A 16,772-nucleotide genomic window follows, 5' to 3' on the forward strand; every position below is an offset into this window, starting at 1 on the left:
CGTATGTAGGGTGTATCGGGGCGCGTAGCCGGTAGGGTGGATGACGCTTTTTCATCCACCATCTGCGGTACCAATTAGCCCGACTGGTGGACATAAAAAGCGATGTCCACCCTACACAGAATCTACTTCTGCATCGCCTTTCAATTCGGCTAAATCTGACCAAGCAGTTAAACTTGCCAGCGATTACGCCTGATAACGAGATCTGACCATGTACGACTGGCTCAATGCCCTGCCCAAGGCCGAACTGCACCTGCACATTGAGGGCTCGCTGGAGCCCGAGTTGCTGTTTGCCCTGGCCGAGCGCAACAAGATTGCCCTGCCCTGGAACGACGTTGAAGCGCTGCGCAGCGCCTACGCGTTCAACAACCTGCAGGAGTTTCTCGACCTGTATTACGCCGGGGCCGACGTGCTGCGCACCGAGCAGGATTTCTATGACCTGACCTGGGCCTACCTGCAAAAATGCAAAGCGCAGAACGTCATCCACACCGAGCCGTTCTTCGACCCGCAGACCCACACCGACCGGGGCATTCCCTTCGAGGTGGTGCTGCGCGGGATCAAGCAGGCGCTGATCGATGGTGAAAAGCAGCTGGGCATCAGCCACGGTTTGATCCTGAGCTTTCTGCGCCATCTGTCTGAAGAGGAAGCCTTCAAAACCCTGGAACAGGCCAGGCCATTCCGCGATGCGTTTATCGCCGTCGGTTTGGACAGTTCGGAAATGGGCCACCCGCCGAGCAAGTTCCAGCGCGTGTTCGACAAGGCACGCAGTGAGGGCTACCTGACCGTCGCCCACGCCGGCGAGGAAGGCCCGCCCGAATACATCTGGGAAGCCCTGGACCTGCTCAAGATCGAGCGCATCGACCACGGCGTGCGGGCCATCGAAGACGAGCGCCTGATGCAGCGCATCATTGATGAACAGATCCCGCTGACTGTTTGCCCGCTGTCCAACACCAAACTCTGTGTATTCGACGACATGCGCCAGCACAACATCCTGCAGATGCTCGAACGCGGCGTGAAGGTGACGGTGAACTCGGATGACCCGGCCTACTTCGGCGGCTACGTCACCGAAAACTTCGCCGCTCTGTACGACAGCCTGGGCATGACCCAGGAGCAGGCCAAGCGCCTGGCGCAGAACAGCCTGGATGCGCGCCTGGTTTAAGCAAAATCATCGCGGCTAAAGCCGCGCCCACAGTGCGTATAAGCTGTGGGCAGGGCTTCAGCCGCGACAGATATAAACTCAGTGATCCGGCTTGCGCCGCTTGCCGGTGACCATCGACAGCGGCAGGTTTTCCTTCAGGCGGTAGCTTTCAAACAGCGCCGCCGCGATATGCAGGCCCACCAGGGCCATCAGTGCGTTGGCGCAAAACTCATGAATCTCCTCGGGTAAATCTGCACCCCAGAAGTAGTCGACTTCCTCCATCAGAAAGCCGGTCACACCCAAGCCGAGCATCAGCAGCATCATGCCGATCATCACCAGCGCGCCCAGCGGGGAATGCCCCAAGCGGTGATAATCACGCCCACTGAGCAGTGCCCGCAGGTGTTCGGCCACACGCGCCCGGGTCGGCCAGAAGTCCGCCCAGCGCGCTGCCGGTGTGCCGATAAAACCCCACACCAGGCGGATCGCCAGCCAGGCCACGGCGTAGTAACCGAACCAGCGGTGCCAGTTCTCGCCCTCTTCGGTGAAGAAGTAATTGGCCAGAAAAGCGCTCGCCAGAGACCAGTGGAACAGCCTGACCAGCGGGTCCCAGAGGCGTGTGGTCGAACTGTTCATCAGTCTTCAACGCCGCCTTTAATGACCTTGCCGCTGACCGGATCGAAGTAGATTTCGACCTTCTGGCCGTCTTTGTTGAAGCCGTAGATTTCGTAGCAGTTGCCGCCGGTGACTTTGAACTTCTTGATCTCGTAACCCTGGGCTTTGAGGTCGGCCTGAAATTTATCCTGATCCTGCCACTGCGCCTTGTCGGCGGTGGTGCATTGGGTGGCGGCGAAGGTCAGCGGGCTGGCCAGTACCAGAGACAGCAGAAGCAATTTGCGCATGGTGAAGTCCTCGTGATGCAGGGGAAGTTGTGTGTCTGCGGGGACTACTGTCGCGCGGCAAGCTTAAGGCTGTATTAGGTCATGTCCTTGTCGTTCAAACGCCTCAACGGCTCATGGCCTAACGGCAGACGGTGTTGCTAATAGAGACCGGGTATCAACCCATGGTCGGCCAGCGCCGATCAGCGGCGATACCCGCTCTGCACCCTTGAATGCCGCCCGAGACGGAACAATCGAGCGGCACCTGCCCACCATCCCGTTATTTGGACATCCAGGTAATCACCGCTTTGTAATCCTCAGCCGAGCAGTCCATGCACAGACCGCGCGCCGGCATGGCATTAAAACCCTCGGTCACGTGCTTGACCAAGGTATCCGTGCCCTGAGCCAGGCGCGGCTGCCAAGCAGCGGCATCGCCCTTTTTCGGCGCGGTTGGCAACTGGCCGTTATGGCACATGCCGCAGGAGCGGTTAAACACCGCCTCAGGATCTTGCGCGGCTTGTACCGAGCCCATCGACAGCAGAGCAAACGTCAGCACGACAACTTTCTTCATATCAGGACCTCATCGGTTTACGTGTTGTTATAGGTATCCAGCAGATACACAGGCAGCCGATCACCCTCGACCAGACTGTGGGTGCCCTGTAGATCAAGAGAAAAGAGGGCTCTCCCCTGAGGGAGAGCCGCTTACCGAGCCTTGGCCGATAAAGAGACCTTCGGGCTTAACCGTGGATGCCCAGACAAGGCAAATTCCTACCCGAAGTCCGTCCATCCTATGGGCAGCCTGGCAGCCCCTCAACTGCGACAACCTGCCACAACCGCTCGCCATCAGTCCGGATGCTGGCACCTGCGCCAACCTGCGTCAGGCTGTCGCAGCGCTTATTCAGGAATCCGCAACCAACGGCGAAAACCCGCAACACCACTGCGACTCAACGGAGACCAGGCAAAGTCGAACCGTGCTGGCGGCAACACCTGAACATCGCCCCCAAGCCCAACGCCATCGTGCTTCCAATCCACCAGTGTCATCGGCTGAGCAGAGCAGGCCAACAGGATGCCCTGCGCCGAACTGGCATCACTGTTGACCCAGCGCGCTGCCGCTGCTGAAAGCAGGCTCTCCACCTGTTCAGCGCTGACCTTGGAGGCATATTCAGACAGCAACAACCAACGGCACACACTGATGTGGAAGGTCCAATCCTGGGCGGGTTGGCGGCGGTAGGCCCAGACCATAAAACGCCGGAACAGGTTTAGCCCCTCCGGCGGATCGAGCTTGAGCAGCGACGGGCACAGGTCGTACACCAGGTGCCAGTATGGGAGCAGCTTGGCATCCAGCGCGATGAACGAGCGCGCGTTGCTGGGGTAATCCGGGAAAATCCGTTCGTTGACGATGCGCCTGTGCACAGGCAACGCCCGACTTTTGGATGAGTGCATGATTCACGCTCCTTGCCATACAGGGTTGTCGATCGTCTTGGACCGGCAACACACAGCGGTGGAGCCCAATAGGGCTCCGCTCGAGACGCTTAACCAAGCGCTGACGGCGGTGCGCGTGACTGTGCAGCTGGAAAACGCAATATCAACAGCAGCGGCCGCTCAGACAGTGGCTGCGACGTCTGACGCTGCACGGTGATACGTAAATAGCCCCAGTCCTGGCTATCCAGAGCCGGGCTGTTGATCAGCAGTGAACAATAGCCACATGCATCCAACTTGGACGTATGTGGCAATTCGGCAACCGGGGCGGGCACCTGCGCCATGCCGTCATGGCAGGCCAACTCGCTCAGCCACGACCAATCCTGCGTGTCAGTACGCAGTTGGGAAAACAGTGGTGCCAAGACAATCAGGGCGAGCGCCAGCAACCCGAGTCGAGACCCGAACCATCGCCCCCGCGCCGACATGAGCATCAGTGTGCCGGCTGCTCGGCGTGGTGAGCGGCTGCTCCATCTGTTCTCACCAGCCCTTGGAATAGCCCGAACTGGCTGCGCCGCTGCGGTGTAAGCGCGGCCTCTGCAGCCAGCACTGCCTGATTGAGCGGCTGGGCTTGCTCGATGGGTACACCGGCATCCTGCAGGGTGGCCAGGTCAAGCAAGGCATCACCGGCGCACATTACAACCCGCCAGCCTGTAGCAGACTGTTTGAGCAGCGCCCGCCCACCGTGGTCACCTTGCGTCCAGCCAGCCACTGCATGGCTGCCCACCACGGTGATGGGGGCGACTTCCAGCACTGAACCGGACTTCTCCCAGGTATGTTTCATCAGTTGCTCGATGGCCTGCTGCTGATCCGCGGCACTGACCAGTACGCTGCAACACAACAGGCTGCTGAAAACGGCAAAGATCTTTGCTACGCGACTCAAGCGTAAAGAAACCTTCGTAGCGATTGATTTTTTCTGTGTAGGGGACATACGACACTCCACATATTCTTGTTGGCTGCGACCGCCGCAAAGCAGCCGCAGCTCCGATTCAGAAACCCATCTTCACGCCCAGCTGGGCCGACGTACCCGGCATGGGGTAACCCGTGCGATAGGCGTAATTACGGTCGAACAGGTTTTCCAGCGCCACGAAGACCTCGCCCACATCACCAAACTGCGGGACGGCATGGCCGACGCGCAGGTTGACCACGGTGAAGCTGTCAACCTGAGCAAAGTTACTTGCGCCTTCAACACGCTCCTGCTGCAGCACATACATGGCGCTCTGGTACTGCGCATCGGCACTCAAGCGCCAAGGACCGGACTCGTAGGTGGTGCCCACCGACAACGAACGTTTCGGCGCGTAGGGCAGCGTCTTCAAGTCTGGATCAAGCCAGGTGAAACCAACAAAACTGCTCCAGTTCTGGTTCCAGCGCTGCTGCCAGGTGGCCTCTGCACCGCGTATCGCGTAATCACCCAAGTTGACGTAAGCTGGTTGTGAAACCGCGGGTGGAAAGGCAAACAGGTAGCGATCCTGAATCTTGTCCTTGAACACGGCCAGATCTAGAGTGGTTCCCGTAAAGGGGTTGAACTTGACGCCCAATTCTTGGTGATCCAGCTGCTCTGGCTCCAGCTCTTCCCAGGTCTTGCCCAGCGCAGGAATCAGATGCGACAACACCGACGTCTCCAGGCCTGGGTAGTTGATGCCGCGCGAGACATTGGCGCGAAACTCCACATCGGTGGTCGACAGCAACACACCGGCATGCGGCGCAGTGGCACTGTCGTAGACGTTGTGGTCGTAACTACGAATGCCGGCAGATGGCGTCAGCGTCCAATCCTGATTCAGTTCGATGGCCTGGCTCAGGGCTACGTGTGGTGAAACAACCCGCAACGTGGGCGTATTAAACTTATCGCGCGGAGCGGGGGCGATGCGTTTGAAGGCCACATCACCCTCGGTTTCGTCGATATCCAGCCCCAAAGCCACTTCACCGCCACGCCATGGCTGCAGGCTCTCTTCCCAGCGCACGCCCTGCATGCTGAAACTGGTGATGGTTTCGCCATCGAGCCCCGGCTGTTCAAGCTGACTGCCACGGCCCTGGTTTTGATAGACCTTCACACTGCCTTGCGCCAGCTCGTAGTCATGCGCCAGCGACAACGCGACCAGCGTGCCACGGGTCAGAAACTCGCCCGTTTTTGTCGCCGGCAGCCCTTTCTGTCCGGGATCGGAAGCCAGGTTATCGGCATGCAAGGCCAGCGCGCTGGCCGACCAGTTGTCACTGAACTGATAACCGATGCGCCCCATTGCGTTGCTCAGACGGCCCTCACCATCTGGCCGATCACCTTCCGAACGCGCGGTACCTTGGGCCAGTGAGTAATCCCAGGCACCGCTGCGACCGGTCAGTGAAGCCTGCTCGGTAAAAGTACGGGCGCTGCCGCCGGTCAGTTGCAACTCGCCATGCTGGTTATCGCCTACGGCTGCCACCTGAGGGGTCAGATCAATCGCTGCAAAGGTATTGCCGAACTTCTGCGGTTGCGGCCCCTTGTACACACCAATGCTCTGCATACCGTTGATGGGCAGCAGATCGAGCAATGGGTGGTTCCACACCGGCATGTAAAACGGAATACCGTCGATGTAGGTCTTGATCTCGCTGCCTGGACGGCTGGCGCCCAAACCGCGGATATACACCGCCCCACCTTCGGCACCTCCAAAGGCACCCACCGGGTTGAAGCGGGAAACGGTCACACCTGGCGTACGGCGTAATGCCGATGACAGATCCAGTGCATTCAAATCACGGATCTGCTGCTGACCAACCACCGTGCTCAGGCTGCCAAACGCATCCACATGGTTAGCATCAATCACAGACGAGCCAATCACCATAGAGCTCGGCAGCTCTATCGCGGTTTCAGCCGCGCTCGCCACAGATGCGGCCCCGCACAACACCAACAAAGCCCCATAACCGGCACTTTTCCCCGAGCGACTGACAGCCGCTGATAACGCAGCAGAGGGCATTCCTGTTTTCATGAGCAACAACTTCCACGCAAAAAGTGATGGCTGCTCGTCCTACTGCGAACATACGCAGACAGACGGAGTCAGCCTGAAAGGATTCACGACGAAGAAGCTATCGAGGGGAGGCCCGAGGGCTGAGTGAAGGCCACAGATAACGCGGCGGCGGTTGCGGCCAGCTGCGTACAAAAACCGGGACACTGCTTGCCCCGGCCAGAGAGTAGAACGCCGAGGCAGCATAATGGCTGGCGATAGCAGCAGTAAAAGACGAACACAGCGGGCAACTCAGCTGCGCAACACTGTCCTGCGTCTGGTCTGACCCACCGGGATCGGGACTGATATCACTTCCACTCACCAGCGAGCAAAAGCCACTATTCAGGCCACTCAAGGCTAGCCCGCTCATCTGCCCATGGTGTAAACCACAGGCAAACAACACTAGCAGGATGCCGATAACCAGCCCCCAGCTGATCGCTTTACGCTCAGCGCACACGACAGACACCAGCCCAGAGCGAGCGGTGCTGCGGCGCTCCAGCGCCTGACTGATCATCAGTGCTGGTGCTGACCTTCACCGTGTGCACTGCCCTCAGGCGCATCCTTGTGCACGGCAATTTCCACGTCGACTTTGCCGGCCTTCTCGAAGGTCAGGGTCAGCGGAAAGCGCTCGCCGTCCTTGGCCTGCTGCTTCAGGTTGAACAGCATGACGTGGTAGCCCATCGGTTCGAACTTCACTTCACCACCGGCAGGAATCGCCACGTTCTGTACCTGCTGCATTTTCATCAGACCATCCGCGTGGATGTGTTCGTGCAGTTCGGCCTTGCCGGCCACCGGGGTGCTGGCGCTGAGCAGGCGATCGGCGTCGTTACCTTTGTTGTGCACCACAAAATAAGCGGCTGCTGTGGGCGCTACGGCCGGCATCTCACGGGACCAGGGGTGCTCGATGTGCAGGTTGCCGACGCTGTAGTCGTGCGCTTGCACCAACAGCGCCGGCAGCATCAGGGACAGACCAAGCAGGGTTTTCTTCAGCATCATGGGTGTTGCCTCCTTGTAGGAAAACGAAAGTCAGAAATCCAGGGTCAACCCAGCATACAACGCACGGCCATCGCCGGGGGCATGCAGGGAATCCAGCGCGCCATCGGGGTCATACCAGACGTACTCGTAATAGCGGTTGGTGACGTTTTTCAGTTGCAGGTCCACGCTGACACGTTCACTCAGGCGGTACTCCGCAGCGATATTGAGCAGGGTGTAGCCGCCATAGTGACCGGTGCTGTTGGTGCGTTCCAGATAGTAGTCGCTCTGGCCGTTGACCCAAGCGCTGAGCTTGAGTTTTTCACTGGCCTGATAATCACCGCCCACGGCATACAGGTGATGCGGTACGTGGTCCATCTCCTTGCCCTTGCTGGCCGGCAAGCGTGGGCCGGGCGTGAGAATTTCCGAGAACTGCCGTGAATAGGACAACCACACGCGCGCCAGGTCGCTGGGGTACAGGTTGAGCTGCACGTCATAACCCCGGCGCAGGGTTTCGCCGACGTTCTCGGTATCCCCGGACGGGGCATTGAGCCGGCGCTGTACTTCATCGGTGGCGTGCTGTTCCCAATAGGCCACACGGCCATCGAGCCAGGCCACCGGGTTGAACTTGACACCGGTCTCCCAGCCTTCGTTGATCGAGGGTTTCAGGTCATCCTGCAGGCTGGCCAGTCGATAAGCGCCCGAGCCGACACCGATCTGGAAGGTACGCCCCCAGTTGGCGTAAAAGCTGGCCGTCTGCCAGGGGGAATAGACCAGGCTGAATTTGGGCTGGTTGATGGTGCCGAAGTCATTGACGCGGGCCCGCTCGCCAGACAGCTGATCGTGATAGTCGCCCTCGACGCGGTCCACCCGGTAGGCTGGGATGAGCTTGAGGGTTTCCCAGGGTTCGATCACCGCCTGCACGTAAACGCCCGTGGTGGTCAGATCGAACACCTGGTCGCGGGTCTGTGCGGTACGCACACGGCTGACCGTCCGATAGCGCTCACTGATCACCTCCTGGCGCTGGACATCGGCGCCACCTTCCAGGGCGAAGTCGTGCAGCCCCGACACATCAGGACGCCAGGTCAAGCTGCTGAGCGCGCCGTACTGGTCTTCGTCGTTGAAGCGTTCCTGCTGCGCGGAAGTGATCCAGTACTTGGTCCAACGGCGGTCTTCAAACCGGTTGTAGTACGCCTTGCTCGACCAGGCGAGGTCGTCGGCCAGGTCGGTATCCAGATGCAGACTGAGCGAATCCATGCGGCGCTCGCCCTTGTCCGTCGCGTTGCTCAGGTATGACTGGCGCGGGTCATCATGGGCATCGGCCTTGCTCAGGTAACCGGCCTCCAGCGCATCGGCTTCGTAATGCCGTGCGATCAGCCCGGCACGCCAGCCCGCGTCGGCGGTGTAAAACCATTTGCCCGCAAAGCTCTGCCGCTCGGCATCGGCATGGTCGCGGTAACCACCGCTCTTCTGGTAAGCGACGAAGTAGTTCTGCGACCAGTTGCCACTTTCGATGCCCTTCACCAGTTGCAGTTCTTGCGTGTCGAAACTGCCGCTGCGCAGGCGCAGCTTGCCCTCGTTGCCGCCCTGCAACGTATTGATGCTGGCATTGCCGGCAATGTTGTGCAGGCCGTAGCGCGGGTCGTTGGTGCCGCGTACCACTTCGATATCGTCGATATCCAGCGGATAGACCATGTCGATAAACGGCATGTTGCCGTCGTTGGTGTTGCTTGGGATGCCATCGATCAGCAGCTTGACCGCGTTGACTTCACCCTCACCATTGAAGCCACGAAAGGACAGCTTGCCGGAGGTGGTGCCCTGATTGAACTGAGTCAGCATGACCCCAGGCACACGGTTGAACAGCTCCCAGCTGTATTGCACCGGCTGTTTTTCCAGCACATCACGGCCGACATAGTCCACCGAACTGAGAATGTTGTAGCTGGACAGCGGGCCCTTCTCCTCGCCCGTCACCGTGACACTGCCCAGCGCCAGGGTGCTGTCGGCAAGCACGGGTAAGGTGTGAACACTCAGCGCGATCGTGCTCGTGGCCAACAACAGGCTGAGTGGTTTTAAGTGAAACGGCATGTGCGTTCATTCCTGAAGCAAAGGCACAGACAGACCAATGCCTGTTATCGATAAAGTCGTTATGCCTGCACCCGGTTTTGCCGGCGTGAGGCTGTTGTGGCAGCCAAGACGGTGGCCTTGGCTGCCAATGGATCAGATGAATCAGGTTTAAGGGCTCATCGCGTCCCAGGGCCGTAGGCGTGACAGCAGCCAGTCCAACGCCCAGATCAGCAGCAGGGATGCGCCCACCAGCGGGAAGGCCGCGCCCAGCAGGCCCATGATCACCATCGCGGTTTTCCAGCGCGGCAGGTCGTGGCGCAGCGGCGGGACGCCTAATTTTCCGCTCGGCCGACGCTGCCACCACATGATCAAGCCGCTGATGGCACTGAGCAGCACCAGCAGGCAGACCGCGAGCATCAGCAACTGGTTGGCCAGGCCGAACAGCTTGCCTTCATGCAGCATCACCCCGGTTTCCACGGTTTTCGCCACCACGCCGTAATCCTTCCAGCGCACATCGGCGAGCACGGTGCCGCTGTACTGATCGATATGCAGGGTGGCGTCGTTACGCGGGTCGTCGGCAAACAGCGCGATGCTGTACACCCCGGTTTCACCTTTCGGCAGGGTGATGCTGTAACCCGGCTGTACGCCGCGCTCAGCTGCGGTGTCGACCACGTACTGCAGCAAATTGGCCGGAGACGCAGGCATTTCGGGGGCTGCGTGGCCGTTATGCGCAGCGTGTGGATCAGACGCCGGCAGCGGCGTGGTTTCCACCGCCCAGGCCACGGTCTGCTGACGGCTGGTGTTGAGGCTGCCGGTAAGCTTGCCGGACGGCGGGACATCATCCCACATCGCCGCCGGGAAGTGATTCCAGGCACCGGCAAACTGGGCACCCCAGAAGCCGGTCCAGGTCATGCCGGTGAGCAGCATGAACAACAGCAGCAGCGAACCCCAGAACCCGGTGACCGCATGCAGGTCACGCCATAACAGTCGCCCACGGGCACTCAGCCGTGGCCACAGCACACCCGCCCCGGAGCGCCCGCGCGGCCACCACAGGTACAGGCCGGAGACCACCAGCACAATGCCCCAACCGGCCGCCAGTTCGATCAAACGATCACCCAGCGTCCCAACCATCAGGTCGCTGTGCAGCTGACGGGCGATGGCCTGCAGGTTGAACTGCGCATCCTGGCTACCGAGAATCCTGGCGCTGTAGGGATCAACGAATACATTGAGACCCTGGTCGGCGGTTTCCAGCACAAACTGCGCGCTGCGCTCGGCGTTCAGCGGCGGCAGGTACTGCGTGATGCTCGCCTGGGGATACGCCTGGCGCACCAACGCCAGTTGCTGATCCGCCGAGATCGCCTGCTCGGCCGGCGTAACCTGCAGCAACTCGGCATACATCAGTTGATCCAGTTGCGGCTTGAACAGGTAGATGATGCCGGTGACCGAGAGCAGGATCAGAAACGGAATCACAAACAGACCGGCATAGAAATGCCAGCGCCAGGCCAGGTTGTAGAACGAGACAGAATCACGCATTCCTAACAACGCCCCCGAAAGACGTGAAGGACACTACACAACGCGTGTCGAGCACAACGCCAAAACAAATGCGTAACGTCATCTTAAAGACCCCCTCACGTTAATAAGTGCACCATTGCGCAGAGCGCGCCGCCCACGCAGCCGCCGCCAGCCCATCACGGTTCCGCTCAGGCAAATCAGCAAACCGCCCAGGCTGGCCAGCCACATCCAACCATCCCAAAGGGGCCGGTGTTGCAGCAGTGGCAGCCAATCCCAGCTGTGCAGCAGGGCAAATAGCCAGCGCGAGGTGCGCTGGCCTTCATCCATTCGGCCGAGTAATGCACCGGTGCGCGGATCAAGGTGCAGCCAGGTATTGGCCGGGTCATTGAAGCGCACCCGCAGGATTGGCAATGGCCGTTCCAGGTGCCCGGTCATGCTGTGCTCGGCCCGGCCGTAGTAGTAAAAATCGTAGGTTGTCAGGCGCTCGACAGTGGGCACATCCCCAGGTCGAATGGCCTGAACCGCCTGCAACAGTTCCGCTTCATCCAAGCGCCACTGCGGTGTGGATGCATCCATGGCCAGCACCGCGCTGGCACCCGTATTGTCCACGCCCAGCAGATAGCCACGGCCACCCAACAGGCGCCAATGCAGCTCACGCACCGGCAGGCCCATCGCATTGAAACGCGACAAAGCCTGTTCAGGCCCGAGAGGAAAGGCTTCAGCCTGCAACGCTCCGCCTTGATAGGGCGCCAGGTTCAACGGAGTCGCGCTGTCCAGCAGCCGCCAGGGGTTCATCGACATCAAGCCGCTGAAAATCCAGGTCAGCGCCAACCCACCAAACAACAAACCACCAATGTGGTGCCAACGTGCCAGCCCTTTATAAGGGCTGCGCGCGCCACTGCGATAAGGTGTGGCGAAGCGCCAACGCAGGAGGCCGACCACAATGCCCAGGAGCGTCATCAGGGTGGCGGCCACTGACAGGTAGATCACCACATCACTCCACCAGCGATCCAGAACGCCACCGCGCAGGGGATAGACCCAGTGCAGCCAGGCGCCCAGCCAGTTCCAGGTCCGCTCGGTGAAAGTGGCATCACGCACCACTTCACCGCTGCGCCCAGAGACATACAGCAGCGTGCCGTCATCCAGCCCCACGCGATGCAACGGCCGATCGCCGTCGAGCGCGCGCGAGTGCGTCCAGGCGTCCTCCTGTATGGAGGCCTGGAAGTGCACCGCACGCTCAGCGGCAAAGGGTTGAGCGGCGGCCACAGCCTCTGCCGGGGTCACCGAGTCGATACGCTTACCGCTGCGCGCATCAACCGCCACCGCCCCCGTCGCAAACCGCACAACAAAGCGCGGCTCACCGGCCACCGTGGTCAGCCGAATAGATGCCGGGGCGGCTTTCTCTCCCGTGGCAGCCAGCACCTGCTCGAGCGGTACGCAACAGCCCTCCAACGACAACGGGGGCAAATGGGCCAGGTGCTCGCGCTGGGTCAGTTTGGGATAGCCGACATACATCATCACCAAGCCAGACACGAACCAGAGCACCATCAGCAAGCAGAGGAAAATCCCCAGCCAGCGATGCCACAGGTAGAGATAGCGTTTCATCCGGCGGCCTCTTAAAAGCGTGTTTGCAAGGCCAACTCAAACGACCGGGGCGCACCAAGGAACAGCATGTCGCTGCTGGCCCAGCTGGCGTATACCTCGTCGGTCAAGTTACGCGCCCGCAAGGTCAACAGGCTTTCGGCATCCAGGCGGTAGCTGACAAATGCACCGAACAAGGTATAGGCCGGTGCTTTTAGCTGATTGGCCGCATCGGTATACACCGAGGCTACATAGCGGCTGTCTGCACCGACCTGCCACTGTGGCGCCAGGTCATAGGTCAGCCACAGGTTGGCAACCTGATCGGGCACGTTGCTCGGCGTGTTGCCCTTACGCGAGATCGACTGCCCGCCCACGCTTTCATTGAACTCATCGTATTGAGCATCGATCCACGCCACATTGGCTTCTGCCAGCAGGCGCGGGGTGATGCGCAGCGCTGTTGCCAGCTCTACACCAAGCGTCGATTGCTTGCCGACCGGCAGCGTTTGTCCGGGGTTAGCGGGGTCGCGCGTAGCCAGGTTTTCGCGTTCGATCTTGTAAGCGGCAACGGTGGTAGAGGCGCGCCCGTCGAGGAAATCAAACTTGCTGCCGACCTCCAGTTGACGGCCCTTGGTCAGGTCAAAATCCTGTACTTGTCCCAGGGTAGCCGTCGTGAGAACCCCAGCAGGCGGGTCGGCAGCCGTGCTGTATTGCACATACACATTGGCAGCAGGACTCAAGGCATAGACCATACCGACACGGCCAGTGGTGGGCTCGTACTCCCGGGCGAAAAACGCCGGGTTGGTCAGGCTGGCAGCCTGGTGGTTGGTCACGTCCAGATCGATGCGATCATGCCGCAGGCCGGTCAACAGGGACAGACGCTCAGTCAGCTCCAGACGGTTTTCGACAAACAATGCCCAGGTGTCGAGTTGATTGGTGCGCTGGCGTGCGTAACCAGGGGTCATACCGGGCAGGTCGAAGAAATGCCCGGGCTCGAAATGCTCAGCATCCACCACACCGAAGGGACCGGCGACCGAACGTGGATAGCGGGTTTGCACGTTATGGCTGTAGTCCAGACCGGCAGCCCATTCACTCGACAGGCCAAACAGCCCGCCCTGATGACGCACCTCAAATCGATTGCCATTAAGCTCCTGATCATGCCGTTGCAGCAGCGCGTTACTGCGCTGCACCGCGCTATTAGTGGCATCCGTGTAGGCGTAGGTCTCCAGGTTGCGGTAATCACGCTGCGCGTTGTAGTGGTAAAGCGTATTACGCAGGCGGGTGGCGTCCGTCAGCTGATACTCGGTGATGGAACGCACCCAGCGCACACGCTGTTCATAGCGTCCGTCTGCAACGTTGTAGTTCTCAAAGCGCCGGCTCTCGTCCACCTTCAGGTCACCCGAGCGCCCCTTGAGCACCGGGCTGCCCCAATAAGGACTGTCGACCTGTTCTTCCTGATACTCAAACGCCAGGGTGTGCGACAGCTGCTCGTTGAAGTCCGTGAGCAGGGAAAAGGCGCTGGTCCAGGCCTCACGCTGTTCGCGATCCACATAGCCATTGCTGCTGGTGCGGCTGACATCCATACGCAGGTGATTGGCTTCACCCAGCGGCTGGTTGAAACCATAGGCCAGTTCGTTGGCATCAAACGAGCCGTAGCGGATGCGTCCTTCGCTGAACGCCTGATCGCGCGTGGCCAATTTAGTCAGGTAGTTGATCGAACCACCGACAGCACCCGATCCATTGAGAAAGCTGGACGCACCACCGACCGCTTCAACCCGGTCATAAATCCAGCTGTCCACCGGACGCGCGGCAATGGCGTCGTATTGCACCGTGATGCCGTTAAACATCTGCGTGACCTGGCTGCCGGTAAAGCCACGCCACGACACGGCACCGGCAAAGCCTGGCGGTGCCGCGGCTACTACACCCGGTACGCCATTGAGCATCTGCTGGGTGTTGTCCGCACCGCGCCGTTCAATCTGCTCGCGGCTAACGACACTGACCGAAGCCGGCGTTTCCCGAGGCGTCAGCCCCAAACGTGATGCGCTCTCAGCGGGCGTATCGAGCGACAGCTCCGACGCCAACGCCGCGCGGCCACGAACTTCAGTGTCGGGCAAGGTAACGGCCTGTTCAGCCCAGAGTGAGGGGGTTACAGCGCACAGCAAAGCAGCGCCCAGGGCGCGGGAAGACGGTATAGACATAGCGTATTGTTTTCCTGAAAACACAAGCAATCGCACGCGGCATGGCTTCACCACATGCAAACGGTGGGCGCGCCCTAAAGGCGCCGTGCATCAGGAACGTGGAGAGGCGCGGGGATTGGCCGAAGGCCAGAGGTAGCGAACCGGTCGCGGGGTAAAGAAAAATGTCCGCAGGGGCGCGCGACTGGGCGCCAGCAGGCCCAACAAACCGAAGAGCGCCGCCAGGATGATCGCGCTGAAGGTGGAACTCAGGGAACAACCGGCGCCGGTGGCCGGATTGGGCGCCACCACACCGGAGCCATCCAGATCGGCACCGGCACCGAAGTTGCCCTCGAAGGAGCAGTACTGGCTGTCCAGACCACTCAATTGCAAACCGGCCATTTGCCCATGCCCGATACTGCAGGCGAATGCACTGAACAGAACGCTGAAATACAGCATCCAGGCCAGCAGACGACGGTCAGTACGGGTCATTTTCATGGGGCGCGACTCTAGCATTGCTCCGGGTGCCTGTGACACAGCGGCACTGCGATGCAATGTCGCATGTGGCCGACAACAATAGTAGTGGGGCATTGGCAGAATGTCCCCCGGCTTCAGGCGGCGCATACGACAGTCAAAGCCAACACCATGCTTATGCGGCGATTCGGGACGCCCGCCTGGCCATACTGGAAGGCAGTAGCGCGGGCGGCTTAACTCAGGGCAGTATTAAACAAGCGCCAAGGCCATGCCGTAACGCCGCCTGCATGGATGAGTGCACGACCTCAACGTGGGCATCCGCCAACGCCGCTAGGAGCATCGAGTGACCCTACTCCCCTTGGAAACCCTGCTGATCGCCGCGCTGGTGCTGTTGCTAGGACGTGTGGTCAACCGCCTGGTGCCCTGGCTGTCGCACTACAACATCCCGGACCCCATAACCGGCGGTCTGCTGTTTGCTCTCGGTATGCTCTTTGCCGGGCAGTTTTCCCCGGCCGAGGTGGTGTTTGACAACACCCTCAAGCCCGTACTCTTGCTGGCATTTTTTGCTGCGGTGGGCTTGTCGGCCAATCTCAGTTTGCTCAGGCAAGGCGGCAAGCGGTTACTGCTGTTTGTTCTGGTACTGATCCCTTTCCTGTTTCTGCAAAACCTCACCGGCTTGCTGATTGCCTGGGGGCTGGACATGCACCCGCTGATGGGCCTTGTGGGCGGCAGTATTACCTTGGTCGGTGGCCACGGTACGGGGGCGGCCTATGCCGAGCGCTTTGCCGAAGTGAACAACATCCAGTCGATCATGGAACTGGCCATGACCGCCGCGACCCTGGGGCTGGTGCTGGGCGGTATCTGCGGCGGGCCACTGGCCCAATGGCTGATCAAGCGTCATAACCTCGCCAACAACGTGACGGGCCAGCCCACCCCGCAGAGCGCCCAAGACACCCAGGCAGACGCGCCAATCAGCGCGGGGAATCTGATTCCGGTTCTCGCCGCTGTACTGATTGCCGTCATCGCCGGGCGCTGGCTGGGTGATCTGGTCAGTGGCGGCCCTGTCACCTTACCCAGCTTTCTCTGGTGCTTGCTGGTGGGTGTGTTGATTCGCAACGCGGGTCATCTGGTGGGCCTGCGCTTGAACGACTCAGGGATCGATATGCTCTCGAGCCTAACCTTGGCGCTGTTTCTCGCCATCACCATGATGACCCTGAACCTGGCCAACGTCGCCAGCCTGGCGGGCCCCTTAATCGTCATTCTGCTTGGGCAACTGCTGCTGGTGGTGGTCTATGGCGGCTGGCTGGTGTACCGCGCAGTGGGACGTGATTACGAGAGCGCCGTCATGTCAGCCGCCTTTTGCGGTTTTGCCCTGGGCGCGACGGCCACGGCGATTGCCAATATGCAGGCCATCACTCAGAAGTACGGCCCCGCACCCCAGGCCTTTTTGGTCGTGCCCTTGATCGGGGCGTTCCTGATTGACCTGCTTAACGCGCTGGTGCTAACGGGTTATCTGTCACTGCCATGGATCGGAGGTTAA

16 protein-coding genes are annotated in these 16,772 nt (G+C 60.4%); 2 read left to right on the forward strand and 14 right to left on the reverse strand.

What is annotated here, in order from left to right; all coding sequences use genetic code 11:
* Positions 1–208: 208 nt before the first annotated feature.
* The gene (locus tag OU997_RS03435) at positions 209–1,156 is read left to right on the forward strand and encodes an adenosine deaminase (RefSeq protein ID WP_108486025.1); all 948 of its coding nucleotides are present in this window, start codon (positions 209–211) and stop codon (positions 1,154–1,156) included.
* A 78-nt stretch (positions 1,157–1,234) separates the two neighbouring features.
* On the opposite strand, the gene OU997_RS03440 is transcribed toward OU997_RS03435, so the two are convergent.
* The 14 genes from OU997_RS03440 to OU997_RS03505 all read right to left on the reverse strand — a co-directional run bounded on the left by OU997_RS03440 (position 1,235) and on the right by OU997_RS03505 (position 15,256).
* Complete coding sequence (locus tag OU997_RS03440; RefSeq protein WP_267808993.1) at positions 1,235–1,768, reverse strand: cytochrome b/b6 domain-containing protein; 534 nt, start codon at positions 1,766–1,768, stop codon at positions 1,235–1,237.
* On the reverse strand, positions 1,768–2,034 hold the full coding sequence (locus tag OU997_RS03445; protein ID WP_267808994.1) for a PepSY domain-containing protein: 267 nt from the start codon (positions 2,032–2,034) through the stop codon (positions 1,768–1,770). The genes OU997_RS03440 and OU997_RS03445 overlap by 1 nt, the downstream gene beginning before the upstream one ends.
* Before the next feature lie 256 nt (positions 2,035–2,290).
* Positions 2,291–2,581 carry a c-type cytochrome gene (locus OU997_RS03450; protein ID WP_267808996.1) on the reverse strand — a complete coding sequence of 97 codons (291 nt, stop codon included), beginning with the start codon at positions 2,579–2,581 and terminating at the stop codon, positions 2,291–2,293.
* Positions 2,582–2,904: 323 nt separating this feature from the next.
* The gene (locus OU997_RS03455) at positions 2,905–3,453 is read right to left on the reverse strand and encodes a putative natural product biosynthesis protein (protein WP_267808998.1); all 549 of its coding nucleotides are present in this window, start codon (positions 3,451–3,453) and stop codon (positions 2,905–2,907) included.
* 89 nt (positions 3,454–3,542) lie between these two features.
* The gene (locus OU997_RS03460; RefSeq protein ID WP_267809000.1) at positions 3,543–3,875 is read right to left on the reverse strand and encodes a DUF2946 domain-containing protein; all 333 of its coding nucleotides are present in this window, start codon (positions 3,873–3,875) and stop codon (positions 3,543–3,545) included.
* A gap of 44 nt (positions 3,876–3,919) precedes the next feature.
* Complete coding sequence (locus OU997_RS03465) at positions 3,920–4,369, reverse strand: copper uptake system-associated protein (protein ID WP_267809002.1); 450 nt, start codon at positions 4,367–4,369, stop codon at positions 3,920–3,922.
* A 106-nt stretch (positions 4,370–4,475) separates the two neighbouring features.
* Positions 4,476–6,281, reverse strand: a complete 1,806-nt coding sequence (locus tag OU997_RS03470) for a TonB-dependent receptor (protein ID WP_267809004.1) — start codon at positions 6,279–6,281, stop codon at positions 4,476–4,478.
* A gap of 259 nt (positions 6,282–6,540) precedes the next feature.
* Entirely contained in the window at positions 6,541–6,972 is a 432-nt protein-coding gene (locus OU997_RS03475) for a DUF2946 domain-containing protein (protein ID WP_267809006.1), read from the reverse strand.
* On the reverse strand, positions 6,972–7,454 hold the full coding sequence (locus OU997_RS03480; protein WP_267809008.1) for a copper chaperone PCu(A)C: 483 nt from the start codon (positions 7,452–7,454) through the stop codon (positions 6,972–6,974). The genes OU997_RS03475 and OU997_RS03480 overlap by 1 nt, the downstream gene beginning before the upstream one ends.
* A gap of 30 nt (positions 7,455–7,484) precedes the next feature.
* The gene (locus OU997_RS03485) at positions 7,485–9,515 is read right to left on the reverse strand and encodes a TonB-dependent receptor (protein ID WP_267809009.1); all 2,031 of its coding nucleotides are present in this window, start codon (positions 9,513–9,515) and stop codon (positions 7,485–7,487) included.
* A gap of 147 nt (positions 9,516–9,662) precedes the next feature.
* Positions 9,663–11,027 (reverse strand): PepSY-associated TM helix domain-containing protein, encoded by a 1,365-nt coding sequence (locus OU997_RS03490; protein WP_267809011.1) that lies wholly within the window; start codon positions 11,025–11,027, stop codon positions 9,663–9,665.
* 78 nt (positions 11,028–11,105) lie between these two features.
* A complete protein-coding gene (locus OU997_RS03495; protein ID WP_267809013.1) occupies positions 11,106–12,611 on the reverse strand; it encodes a PepSY domain-containing protein in 1,506 nt (501 codons plus the stop codon).
* 11 nt (positions 12,612–12,622) lie between these two features.
* A complete protein-coding gene (locus OU997_RS03500; RefSeq protein WP_108538039.1) occupies positions 12,623–14,782 on the reverse strand; it encodes a TonB-dependent receptor in 2,160 nt (719 codons plus the stop codon).
* Between the two features lie 90 nt (positions 14,783–14,872).
* A complete protein-coding gene (locus OU997_RS03505; RefSeq protein WP_267809016.1) occupies positions 14,873–15,256 on the reverse strand; it encodes a DUF2946 domain-containing protein in 384 nt (127 codons plus the stop codon).
* 319 nt (positions 15,257–15,575) lie between these two features.
* Between OU997_RS03505 and gltS the strand changes: the two genes are divergently transcribed.
* The gene (gene gltS, locus OU997_RS03510; RefSeq protein ID WP_267809018.1) at positions 15,576–16,772 is read left to right on the forward strand and encodes a sodium/glutamate symporter; all 1,197 of its coding nucleotides are present in this window, start codon (positions 15,576–15,578) and stop codon (positions 16,770–16,772) included.

The organism is Pseudomonas sp. SL4(2022) (assembly GCF_026625725.1).
In the GTDB taxonomy this organism is placed as follows: domain Bacteria; phylum Pseudomonadota; class Gammaproteobacteria; order Pseudomonadales; family Pseudomonadaceae; genus Aquipseudomonas.

Excerpts from the sequence above, each read along its gene's own strand:
- OU997_RS03450 (WP_267808996.1), bottom strand. The coding sequence starts at position 2,581 with ATGAAGAAAGTTGTCGTGCTGACGTTTGCTCTGCTGTCGATGGGCTCG.
- OU997_RS03490 (WP_267809011.1), bottom strand. The coding sequence starts at position 11,027 with ATGCGTGATTCTGTCTCGTTCTACAACCTGGCCTGGCGCTGGCATTTC.
- OU997_RS03505 (WP_267809016.1), bottom strand. The coding sequence starts at position 15,256 with ATGAAAATGACCCGTACTGACCGTCGTCTGCTGGCCTGGATGCTGTAT.
- OU997_RS03500 (WP_108538039.1), bottom strand. The coding sequence starts at position 14,782 with ATGTCTATACCGTCTTCCCGCGCCCTGGGCGCTGCTTTGCTGTGCGCT.
- OU997_RS03435 (WP_108486025.1), top strand. The coding sequence starts at position 209 with ATGTACGACTGGCTCAATGCCCTGCCCAAGGCCGAACTGCACCTGCAC.
- OU997_RS03455 (WP_267808998.1), bottom strand. The coding sequence starts at position 3,453 with ATGCACTCATCCAAAAGTCGGGCGTTGCCTGTGCACAGGCGCATCGTC.
- OU997_RS03440 (WP_267808993.1), bottom strand. The coding sequence starts at position 1,768 with ATGAACAGTTCGACCACACGCCTCTGGGACCCGCTGGTCAGGCTGTTC.
- OU997_RS03495 (WP_267809013.1), bottom strand. The coding sequence starts at position 12,611 with ATGAAACGCTATCTCTACCTGTGGCATCGCTGGCTGGGGATTTTCCTC.
- OU997_RS03475 (WP_267809006.1), bottom strand. The coding sequence starts at position 6,972 with ATGATCAGTCAGGCGCTGGAGCGCCGCAGCACCGCTCGCTCTGGGCTG.
- OU997_RS03485 (WP_267809009.1), bottom strand. The coding sequence starts at position 9,515 with ATGCCGTTTCACTTAAAACCACTCAGCCTGTTGTTGGCCACGAGCACG.
- OU997_RS03445 (WP_267808994.1), bottom strand. The coding sequence starts at position 2,034 with ATGCGCAAATTGCTTCTGCTGTCTCTGGTACTGGCCAGCCCGCTGACC.
- OU997_RS03480 (WP_267809008.1), bottom strand. The coding sequence starts at position 7,454 with ATGATGCTGAAGAAAACCCTGCTTGGTCTGTCCCTGATGCTGCCGGCG.